The sequence below is a fragment of the Leisingera sp. CC-HEC093 genome, assembly GCF_059429195.1.
The window spans coordinates 3,383,869-3,394,774 of sequence record NZ_JCAIJR010000001.1; the positions used below are offsets into that span (position 1 = coordinate 3,383,869).

Annotated in this window: 8 protein-coding genes; 7 read left to right on the top strand and 1 reads right to left on the bottom strand. The window is 64.8% G+C overall.

Annotation, left to right across the window (positions count from 1 at the left end):
* Positions 1–30: 30 nt before the first annotated feature.
* The 5 genes from AC5STB_RS16615 (at position 31) to AC5STB_RS16635 (ending at position 7,434) form a co-directional block, all read left to right on the top strand.
* Positions 31–3,534 carry a YhdP family protein gene (locus AC5STB_RS16615; protein WP_495443903.1) on the top strand — a complete coding sequence of 1,168 codons (3,504 nt, stop codon included), beginning with the start codon at positions 31–33 and terminating at the stop codon, positions 3,532–3,534.
* A 61-nt stretch (positions 3,535–3,595) separates the two neighbouring features.
* Positions 3,596–4,645 carry a tRNA preQ1(34) S-adenosylmethionine ribosyltransferase-isomerase QueA gene (gene queA / locus AC5STB_RS16620; RefSeq protein ID WP_495443904.1) on the top strand — a complete coding sequence of 350 codons (1,050 nt, stop codon included), beginning with the start codon at positions 3,596–3,598 and terminating at the stop codon, positions 4,643–4,645.
* 203 nt (positions 4,646–4,848) lie between these two features.
* The gene (locus AC5STB_RS16625; RefSeq protein WP_495443905.1) at positions 4,849–6,123 is read left to right on the top strand and encodes an MFS transporter; all 1,275 of its coding nucleotides are present in this window, start codon (positions 4,849–4,851) and stop codon (positions 6,121–6,123) included.
* Between the two features lie 138 nt (positions 6,124–6,261).
* The gene (locus AC5STB_RS16630; RefSeq protein WP_495443906.1) at positions 6,262–6,840 is read left to right on the top strand and encodes a DUF924 family protein; all 579 of its coding nucleotides are present in this window, start codon (positions 6,262–6,264) and stop codon (positions 6,838–6,840) included.
* Between the two features lie 138 nt (positions 6,841–6,978).
* The gene (locus AC5STB_RS16635) at positions 6,979–7,434 is read left to right on the top strand and encodes a GFA family protein (RefSeq protein ID WP_495443907.1); all 456 of its coding nucleotides are present in this window, start codon (positions 6,979–6,981) and stop codon (positions 7,432–7,434) included.
* Positions 7,435–7,441: 7 nt separating this feature from the next.
* Here the strand turns inward: AC5STB_RS16635 and AC5STB_RS16640 are convergent, their stop codons facing one another.
* A complete protein-coding gene (locus tag AC5STB_RS16640; protein ID WP_495443908.1) occupies positions 7,442–7,663 on the bottom strand; it encodes a hypothetical protein in 222 nt (73 codons plus the stop codon).
* Positions 7,664–7,946: 283 nt separating this feature from the next.
* Here AC5STB_RS16640 and lpdA point away from each other — a divergent pair, with 283 nt between their 5' ends.
* Together lpdA and AC5STB_RS16650 are read left to right on the top strand one after the other, a co-directional pair.
* Positions 7,947–9,341: a dihydrolipoyl dehydrogenase gene (gene lpdA / locus AC5STB_RS16645; protein WP_495443909.1), complete on the top strand. Its 1,395-nt coding sequence runs from the start codon at positions 7,947–7,949 to the stop codon at positions 9,339–9,341.
* Positions 9,342–9,550: 209 nt separating this feature from the next.
* On the top strand, positions 9,551–10,720 hold the full coding sequence (locus tag AC5STB_RS16650) for an MFS transporter (protein WP_495443910.1): 1,170 nt from the start codon (positions 9,551–9,553) through the stop codon (positions 10,718–10,720).
* Positions 10,721–10,906 lie beyond the last annotated feature (186 nt).

The following is a 10,906-nucleotide window of genomic DNA, read 5'->3' on the forward strand; positions in this document are numbered from 1 at the left end:
GCGCAAATCACTGCGCGGCGACCATAACCCATGAACAGCGAAGGGAAAGCTGAGATCAAACCCGCCGGCGAGAATAACCGCGCCGCCGCTGAGGCGGTGCCTGTGGCCGGACCGGTGCCGGAGCCGGATCCTGCTGCAGAGGCGGCGGGCACTGTTTCGCCGTCCGGGCGGTGGCAGCGGCGGCGCTGGAGGCTGCTGCGCCGCCTGGCCTGGGTGCTGGCGGTCCTGTCGTTCCTGGGCGCGGGCGCGGTCTATTTCGGGATCGGCACGCGGCTGGACGCGCCGGACTGGGTTCGAAGCCGGGTGGAGACACGCATCGAACGCCACCTGAACGGGCTGCAGATCGAATTCGGCGCCATCAATGTGGTGGTCAACAAGGGCTGGCGGCCGCGGGTGAGCCTGCGGGATGTGGTGCTGCGGCATCCGGACGGCGCGGTGTTTGCGCAGCTGGCCGATGCCCAGGCAAGCCTGGCGATGCGGCCCTTGCTGCGCGGCCGCATCCAGCCCAAGCAGATCACTCTCAGCGGGCTGTTTGCAGCGCTGCGGCGCAACAAGGACGGTTCCTTGGCGCTGAGCTTCGCCAGCGGCGGGCTGCCGGCCCGGCGCGCGGAAAGCCTGGTGCAGCTGATCGAGCAATGGGACAGCCAGCTGGAAAAGCCGGTGCTGGCGTCGCTGACTGGCGTGGAGACCAATGCGCTGACGCTGTCTTATACCGACGACCGGCTGGGCCGCGGCTGGACACTGGACGGCGGCCGCATCCGGCTGCAGCGGGACGGTGCCGCGGTGTCGCTGTCCGGAGCGTTCTCGGTGCTGAGCGGGCGTGGCGGGGTCGGCACGGTGGAGGCCAGCTATAGCTCTGAGATCGGCAGCCCTGAGGCGGAATTCGGGGTAATGGTCTCTGACATTGCCAGCGAGGATATTGCCGTGCAAAGCCCGGCGCTTGGCTGGCTGGGCGTGCTGCAGGCACCGATTTCCGGCTCCCTGCGCGGCGGTGTTGCAGGCGATGGCGCGGTGCTGCCGGTGCAGGCCAGCCTGCGCATCGGCGAGGGCGTGATCCAGCCGGAGGCGCAAACCCGTCCGGTGCCGATCAGCGGCGCGCGCAGTTATTTCACCTATGATCCCGCACGGCAGATGCTGAGTTTTTCCGAACTCAGCGTCGAAAGCGGCTGGGGATCCGGGGTGATGCAGGGGCAGGCCAGCCTGGCAGGCATCCAGAACGGCCAGCTGACCGGGCTGACGGGGCAGCTGCGGTTTTCCGGCCTGGAACTGAACCCGCGCCGGCTGTTTGATACTCCGGTCAGGTTTCCCGCGGTGGACGCGGATTTCGACCTGCGTTTGCGGCCTTTCCGGTTGCGGCTGGGTGAGATGCTGGTGCGGGACGGGGACAGCCGCATCCACCTCGACGGCACGGTCGGGGCCGGGCGGGACGGCTGGAATTACGATCTGAACGGCAGTGTCGACACGGTCAGCGCGGCGCGGGTCAAGGAGCTGTGGCCTGCAGTGCTGGCGCCCAAGCCGCGGCAGTGGGTGCGGGAAAACTTGCGGCAGGGACAGATCCGCGATGTCGGTTTCCACATGCGCGGCCGGGGTCCGGGCAAGCCGTTTATCAGCCTTGATCTGGCGTTTGACCGCGCCGAGGTGCTGTTTCAGAAATTCATGCCGCCGGTGCGCGGCGGCGCCGGGCAGCTGAGCCTTTACGGCAAACGGTTTGTGGTAACGGCATCGGCCGGGACAGTTCTCCCGGAGCAGGGCGGCGCGGTGGATGTGGCAGGCACCTCCTTCATCATCCCCGATGTCTCGGCCAAGGAAGGCACGCCGGGGATTGCCCGGATCATGGCGCGCGGTTCCGCCACGGCGGCGCTGTCGCTGCTGAACCGGAAGCCGATGCAGGTGATGGACAAGGCCGGGCTGCCGGTGGACCTGGCTGCGGGCCTGGTGGAGGCGGAAGGCACGCTGGCGATGCCGCTGAAGAAAAACGTGCCGGTAGAGGAGATACAATACCACTATCGCGGCACGGTGCGGGCGGTGGAGTCAGACAAGCTGGTGCCGGGCCATGTGGCCGAGGCGCCGGTGCTGGCGGTTGAGGGCGATCAGGGCCATGTCCGCATCAGCGGCGACGGCAGCCTGTCCGGCGTGCCGCTGAGCGCCAGCTGGCAGCAGCAGATCGGCAAGGATGCCCCCAAGGACAGCCGGGTGGAGGGCCGTATCGCGCTGACGGCTGAGGCGGTGGAGGCCTTCAACCTCGGCCTGCCGCGCGGGTCTGTCTTTGGCACGGGGCAGGGGCGCTATAGTGTGGATCTGACGCCGGGATCGCCGCCGCGGCTGGCGCTGGACTCGGATCTGGCCGGCCTTGGGCTGCGGATCCCGGAGATCAGCTGGCGCAAGGCGGAGGCAGCAAGGGGCAGGCTGTCGCTGTCGGCGGTGCTGGGAGAGCGTGCCACGGTGGATCGTTTGGAACTGGAAGCGCCGGGGCTGTCGGCCAGCGGGCGGGTGACAACCCGGGCCGGCGGCGGGCTGGATCAGGCGGTGTTTACATCGGCAAGGGCAGGCGGGTGGTTCCAGGGGGCGGTGACTTTCCGCGGCCGCGGCAATGCCCCGCCTGCGATCGAGGTGACGGGCGGCAGGCTGGCACTGTACCGGTCGCCGTTTGCCGGGGACGGGCCGCCGGGCGGCGGCAGCAGCGGCGGCGGGGCGGTGCCGGTCAGCCTGCGGCTGCAGAATCTGCAGGTCACGGAGAGTATCGGGTTACGGAGCTTCCAGGGCCGGTTCTCGACCCAGGGCGGCATGAACGGCGAGTTCACCGGCAGGCTGAACGGACAGACCCCGGTGGCTGGCACGGTGGTGCCGCAGAACGGCGGCACGGCGGCGCGAATCCGGGCCAATGATGCCGGCGGGGTGTTCCGCTCGGCGGGGATCTTTGCGCATGGCCGCGGCGGTTCCTTTGACATGACCCTGATCCCGGCCGGCACGCCGGGCGAATATGACGGCAAGGTCGCTGTGCGCAATATCCGGGTCCGCAATGCGCCGTCGATGGCGGCGATCCTGAACGCAATCAGCCTGGTTGGCTTGCTGGACGAGATGACCGGCCAGGGCATCCTGTTCACCAGTATGGACGGGCGGTTCCGGCTGGGGGCCTCGCATCTGATCCTGCACGAAAGCAGCGCAGTGGGGCCGTCGATGGGGCTGTCACTGGACGGCAATTACAACCTGCGGTCCAGCCGGCTGGACATGCGCGGGGTGATTTCACCGGTCTATTTGCTGAACGCTATCGGCCGGGTGCTGTCGCCGCGCGACGGCGAGGGGCTGTTCGGCTTTACCTTCACCCTGCGCGGGACCGCCGCCGACCCCTCTGTCTCTGTTAATCCGCTGGCAGGGCTGGCGCCGGGTTTCCTGCGGGAAATCTTCCGCGGGCCCGCGCCGCAGATCCCGGGCCAGCAGCCCGCGAACAGCGCAAGCGGTGCGGTTTCGCCCCCTGCGCCGTCGCCGCAGGAGCAGGCACCGCAGGTGCAAGAGCCGCTCAGCGCCGGTAAGTAGGCTTGGTAAATGTTGCAAAACCCCATAGATTTCCCGTGCCGCACATCCTATAGCGCCAGCCATGAAACTGAGTGATTTTGACTTTGACCTGCCTGATGATCTGATCGCCACCCGGCCAGCCAGCCCGCGCAGCTCGGCCCGGCTGCTGGTGGCAGAGGGCGGCGCCCTGCACGACGGGCACGTCACCGATCTGGTCCACTGGCTGCAGCCTGGTGACCGGCTGGTGCTGAATGACACCAAAGTGATCCCGGCGCGGCTGAGCGGGCAGCGCCACCGCGACAGCGCGCAAGGGCCGGTGTCGGCCAGGATCGAGGCAACCCTGCTGGAGCCGCGCGCCGATGGCAGCTGGGCGGCGCTGCTGAAACCCTTGAAGAAGATCCGCGAGGGCGAGGAGATCGTCTTTTCCAAGGATCTGAGCGCCACCCTGGAAACCATTGAAGACGGCCAAGGCCATCTGCGCTTCAATCTGAGCGGCACCAGCTTCGACGCCGCGCTGGCCGAGGCCGGGGCGATGCCGCTGCCGCCCTATATCGCTGCCAAGCGCGCCGCGGATGAGCAGGACAAGACCGATTACCAGACCGTCTGGGCAAGAAACTCCGGTGCGGTCGCGGCGCCAACGGCATCCCTTCATTTCGATGCGCCGCTGCTGGCGGCGCTGAAGGCCCGCGGGGTGGAAATTTCATATGTCACCCTGCATGTGGGCGCGGGCACCTTCCTGCCGGTCAAGGTGGAGGACGTGACCACCCACCGGATGCACGCGGAATGGGGCAAGGTCAGCGGCGACGCGGCGTCGGAGATCGCGGCAACCAAGGCGGCGGGCGGACGGGTGATCCCGGTCGGCACAACGGCGCTGCGGCTGATCGAAAGCGCGGCCAAGGACGGCCAGATCCATGCCTGGGAAGGCGACACCGATATCTTTATCTACCCGGGCTTTGCCTTCCAGGTGGCGGATGCGCTGATGACAAATTTCCACTTGCCGAAATCCACTCTGCTGATGCTGGTCTCAGCGCTGATGGGGCAGGAGGAGATCCGCAGGATCTATGCCCACGCGGTTGAGAACGGCTACCGGTTCTTCTCATATGGCGATGCGTCGCTTTTGATACCGGCATAGGCGAATACATCTTAGAAATGCGGCAGTAAATCATAGACAAGCGCCGCAACCATAGGCCCCGAGTGCGCGCACCGGGGTCATGAAACTGAAACCGGAATCGGCGATACCGGCCCGGCGGGCTTGATCGCCCGGACATAACAATCAAATGTGTTGGCAGCCCGTCCCGTAGTGGAGGGCTGCTTTGCTTTCGAAAGGGGCACGAGATGCTGCAGGTGCTGTCGAGCGCATGGGCGCTGCTGTTGGGGATGATGCTGCTGATGGTGGGCAACGGCCTGCAGGGCACCATGCTGGGCGTGCGCGGCGAGCTGGAGGGTTTTGCCACCTTCGAGATGTCGATTGTGATGGCGGCCTATTTCGCGGGCTTTCTGGGCGGGTCACGGCTGGCGCCGGAAATGATCCGGCGGGTGGGGCATGTGCGGGTCTTTGCGGCGCTGGCTTCTTTCATCTCCGCGGTGATGATCCTGTATCCGGTGCTGCCCAACACCATTGCCTGGGGCCTGGGCCGCGTGGTCATAGGCTTCTGTTTCTCCGGCGTGTATGTGACCGCGGAAAGCTGGCTGAACAATGCGGCGGACAACTCCAACCGGGGCAAGGCGCTGTCGCTGTACATGATCGTGCAGATGCTGGGGATTATTGCGGCGCAGGGGCTGATTCAGGTCGGCGATCCCGGCGGTTATGAGGCCTTTGTCATCGCGTCGATCCTGGTTTCGATTTCCTTTGCCCCTATTCTGCTGTCGATTTCGCCGACGCCGGCGTTTGACACCACCAAGCCGATGACGCTGAAGGAGCTGATGAAGATCTCGCCGCTGGGCTGTGTGGGGATGTTCCTGCTGGGCGGTGTGTTTTCCGCCCAGTTCGGGATGAGCGCAGTCTACGGCGCCGCAGCCGGACTGTCCCTGACGCAGCTGTCGGTCTTCATCGCCACCTTCTATGTCGGTGCAACCCTATTGCAGTACCCGCTGGGCTGGCTGTCGGACCGCATGGACCGCCGGGTTCTGATCCTGTTCGTCGCCTTGGTTGGCGGCGGCGGCGCGGTGCTCGGCTTCCTGTTCGGGGTGGAATTCAAGATGCTGCTGGTCGCGGCCTTCTTCATCGGCGGCCTGTCGAACCCGCTGTATTCGCTGCTGATCGCCTATACCAATGACTACCTGGAGCATGACGACATGGCGGCGGCCTCTGGCGGGCTGGTGTTCATCAATGGCCTGGGCGCGATTGCCGGACCGCTGATCACCGGCTGGCTGATGGAGGACTCGGTGTTCGGACCGGCCGGGTTCTTCACCTTTATCGGTGCGCTGATGTTCGCGATGGCTGCCTATGCCGCCTACCGTGCGACGCAGCGGGCCTCGACCCCGGTGGGCGAAACCGGCAGCTATGCGGTGATGTCGCCGGCGGTGTCGCCGGTCGCGGTGGAATTTGCCCAGGAATACGCCATCGAAACCGAACTGGAGGAGCAGGAAACTGCCCAAGAAGCGGGCTGATTGCGCTAACTAGCCAGAATTGTGAGGAATATTTCACCCACTGGGGTTGTCTGTCGTAATTTGTGACCCAAGGTTACTTGTAAAGGTAATGCAAAATGGCCTGAAGATAGGGTCAGGAGAAACTTGGAGTTACGACCGATGGCTGGTCCCAAAGAGATACTTGCATTCTGGCTCGACGAAGTCGGCGAGAAGGGGTGGTATCTGCAGGATGAGGCGCTGGATCAAGAGATCCGCGAGAAGTTCACTAAGACCTGGGAGGAGGCCTGCGAGGGCAAGTTCTCCTTCTGGCTGACCTACCCGAGCGGCACGCTGGCCTACATCATCCTGATGGACCAGTTTCCGCGCAACATGTTCCGCGGCAACGGCAAGGCATTTGCCTCTGACCGGGCCGCCATGTCGGCTGCCAAGGTGGCGATCAACAGGAACTGGGACATGAAAATCGACGAGCCGGCGCGGCAGTTCTTCTACCTGCCGCTGATGCATTCGGAGAACCTGTGCGACCAGGAACGGTGCATCCGGCTGATGATGGAAAGGATGCCGGAGACCGGGACCAGCAACCTGCTCCATGCCCGCGCCCACCGCGAAGTGATCCGCCAGTTCGGCCGTTTCCCCTATCGCAATGAGGCGCTGCGCCGCAGCAGCACCGGGCCTGAGCTCGCCTATGTGACAGCGGGCGGCTACGGCGAGACCGTGCGGCAGATGCAATCGGCTGGCTGATATCCGCGCCGCCGGAAGAATTGAACACCGTGCCCGGATCCGGACGCGGTGTTTTCTTTTGCCGGCCTCTTGCGCGCGAAGCCGCGCCGCGGCAGGGAGGTGCTCCCGTATTTCAGGTAAATCTTTAAGAGGCTGACGATGACCATGACTTCTTTTCCCATGATTGGCAGCTGCCGCTGCGCTGCCACTGAAATTGCAGTGTCCGCGCCGCCGGTGCTGACCGCTGCCTGTCACTGCCGCGGTTGCCAGAAGATGAGCGCCAGCGCGTTTTCCCTGACCGCGATGTTTCCGGCCGAGGCGGTCAGGGTGGTGCAGGGCGATCCGGTCATTGGCGGCGCCAAGGGGGAGGAACTGGCGCATTACTGCTGTCCGGACTGCCAGACCTGGATGTTCACCCGGATCAGCGGCGTGGAGGCCTTTGTGAACGTGCGCCCCACGATGTTCGAAGACACCGGATGGTTCCATCCCTTCATCGAGACCTGGACCGCGGCCAAACACCCGTTTGTGGAGATTGCGGCAGAGCACAGCTTTGAACACTTCCCCTCAATGGAGGAGTTCGGCGGGCTGCTGGCGGCCTATGCGGTCAAGGGCTGAGCCTGGATCAGCTGCCTGACTGAGGGCAGGCGCCGCTATCCCTCAGCAGCGGTGCGGCGCGGATGATCCTGCTGGCAAGCTCCGCGGTGCCAGCACGGGATGCCGCCGCCGCGGGCTGCTGCGGCAGGCTGTGCATCTCTGTCAGGGTGTCCTGGATCTGAACCAGCCGCTCTTCCACCTGCGCCAGCCGGGCCGCGACGCTGGCGGTGACGCCTTCTGCGGCCCCCATCAGCCTTAACCCCAGGAACAGGCAAAGTGCCAGCAGGATCAAGGTGCGTTCAGGACGGCCTCGGTGAGGTCGAAAAGTGTTTTTGTCATATGCATTCTGTCCTCGGCTGTAGATTGCAAAAAGCTTCCGGCCTATGCTGCCCCGTAAGCGCCGGAGCTGCCAAGCGGAAACCTGCCGGATAACGCATGGCCGCAATGCCGCAGCAGAGGATCATTGCAGCGCAGCAAAATTTAGTTTAACGGTAAACTAGTTTTTGGAACCTGTTCGAGGGCGAGGGAGCACCATGGCCGCACAATCTTATGACGTGATCGTAATCGGCGCAGGGCCGGGGGGCTATGTTGCGGCCATCCGGGCCGCGCAGCTGGGTCTGAAGACCTGCGTGGTCGAGCGCGAGCATCTGGGCGGCATCTGCCTGAACTGGGGCTGCATCCCGACCAAGGCGCTGCTGCGTTCCTCGGAAGTGTTCCACCTGATGGAGCGCGCCAAGGATTTCGGCCTGAAGGCGGAGAAGGTCGGCTATGACCTCGATGCGGTGGTGAAACGCTCGCGCGGGGTGGCAAAACAGCTGTCCTCCGGCATTGGCCACCTGATGAAGAAGAACAAGATCGACGTGGTGATGGGCGAGGCGTCCATTCCGGCCAAGGGCAAGGTGTCGGTGGAAACCGACAAGGGCACGCAGGATCTGACTGCCAAGAACATCGTGCTGGCCACAGGCGCCCGCGCCCGCGAGCTGCCGGGGCTGGAAGCGGACGGCGATCTGGTCTGGACCTACAAGCACGCGCTGGATCCGGTACGGATGCCGAAAAAGCTGCTGGTCATCGGCTCCGGCGCCATCGGCATCGAATTCGCCAGCTTTTACAACACGCTGGGTGCTGAGACCACTGTGGTTGAAGTGATGGACCGGGTGCTGCCGGTCGAAGACGCGGAGATTTCTGCCTTTGCCAAAAAGGCCTTTGTCAAACAGGGCATGAAGATCATGGAGAAAGCCATGGTCAAGCAGCTGGACCGCAGCAAAGGGAAAGTGACTGCCCATATCGAGGTCGGCGGCAAGGTGGAGAAGCAGGAGTTCGACACTGTGATCTCTGCCGTGGGCATCGTCGGCAACGTCGAGGGCCTGGGTTTGGAAGAGCTGGGCGTCAAGGTCGACCGCACCCACGTGGTGACGGATGAGTTCTGCCGCACCGGTGTTGATGGCCTTTACGCCATCGGCGATATCGCCGGCGCGCCCTGGCTGGCGCATAAGGCGTCGCACGAGGGCGTCATGGTGGCGGAGCTGATCGCAGGCAAACACGCGCATCCGGTGAAGCCCGAGAGCATTGCCGGCTGCACCTACTGCCAGCCGCAGGTCGCCTCTGTCGGGTACACCGAAGCCAAGGCCAAGGAACTGGGCTACGACATCAAGGTCGGCCGCTTCCCCTTTATCGGCAACGGCAAGGCGATTGCACTGGGGGAAGCAGAGGGCATGGTCAAGACCGTCTTTGACGCCAAGACTGGCGAGTTGCTGGGTGCCCATATGGTCGGCGCAGAGGTGACCGAAATGATCCAAGGCTATGTGGTGGGCCGCCAGCTGGAAACCACTGAGGAAGACCTGATGAACACCGTCTTCCCGCACCCGACATTGAGCGAGATGATGCATGAATCGGTGCTGGATGCCTATGACCGGGTGATCCACATGTGAGCTGCCCGAGGCAGTGTAGGATTGAAGAGGCGGCCTGCTGAGGGCCGCCTTTTTTCGTGAAGCCGTGCAACAACGGCGAAGCGTGGCAGCCGTGTGGTCTTGTCCCGCGCCGGAGTTCTGGCGCTGCGTTGGTTTTTCTTTGCGCTCTGGCCACCCGGTCCGCTCCGCGGTAACCAGAGGCAGAGCAATAACAATCAGAGGCAGCGGTCATGATCACATCCGGGAAAACCCGCTGGGGCGCGATCCTGGCGGTCTGGGCTGCGGGACTTGGAGCTGCCGCTCAATACGGCAAGGTGTCGGTTGTCTTTGAACAGCTAGGCGCGCTTTACCCAGAGGCCGGCGCAGGCTTGAGCCTCAGTGTTTCGATGACCGGCGTGCTGGGCATTCTGATGGGCGCGGTGGCCGGGCTGTTCGTCTCTGCCTTCGGCTACCGGCGCGCGCTGGTTTGGGCTTTGTGGACCGGTGCCGCGATGTCGGCGCTGCAGGTTCTGCATCTGCCCTACGGGCTGTTCCTGGCCACTCGTGTAGTCGAAGGCCTGTCGCATCTGGGCATCGTGGTGGCCGGGCCGACGCTGATGGCGCTGCTGGCAAATGACCGGCAGCGGGGCGCGGCGCTGACGGTGTGGAGCACGTTTTTTGGCGTTGCTTTTGCGCTGCTGAACTGGCTGGGGCTGCCGCTGGTGGCGTCCCACGGGCTGCTGGCATTGTTTGCCGCCCATGCGGTGCTGATGGCCGCGCTGGCGGTGCTGCTGCATTGGTCCATGCGGGACTTGCCGGTGCCGCCGCGCCAAGTGATGCCGCAGCTGGCAGAGCTGCCGGCGCTGCATCTGAAGATCTACCGTTCGCCGTTCAAGCTGGCGCCGGCCGCGGGCTGGCTGTTCTATACCGCCTGTTTTGTGGCGCTGCTGACGGTACTGCCGCCGCATGTGCCGGCGGGGCAGCGGGCCTTTGTGATGGGGGCGTTTCCGCTGATCTCCATCGCCTCGTCAATGATCCTGGGGGTGGCGCTGCTGCGGGTGATGCCTGCGGTGCAGCTGATCCAGGTGGGGTTTGCGCTGTGCGCTGCAGCGGGTTTGTGGCTGTGGACGATGCCGGGGGACTGGCTGGCCTGTTTTGCGCTCGCGGCCGCCTTTGGCCTGGTGCAAAGCGGCAGTTTTGCGTGCGTTCCGCAGCTGAACGCCACCGCAGCGGACCAGGCCGAGTCGAACGGCGCCATGTCGCAGGCGGGCAATGCGGGCAATGTGATTGGCACGCCGCTGCTGCTGGCGGCGCTGGGGATGGCGGGTTATGGCGGCATGATACTGGTAGTCTGTGTGCTGTTTCTGGCGGGCATACTGGTGCATCAGCTGCTGGCGGCGCGCCGGCGCGCCTGGGCCTGACCAGAAGCTCCCGCCCGTCGCCGGTCCGCTTGGCAGACTGCCTCCCGTTGGGCCAAGCGCCGCGCGGATGCGCGGCGCGCCGGATTCCGAACCAGACAACGCAGGTTTCCCGGCTGCTGCCAGCTGCTGTCAGCAAGTTTCATCCTGTTCGCGCAATGTTCTCTTTTGGGGCTTGGCGTTTCCCAC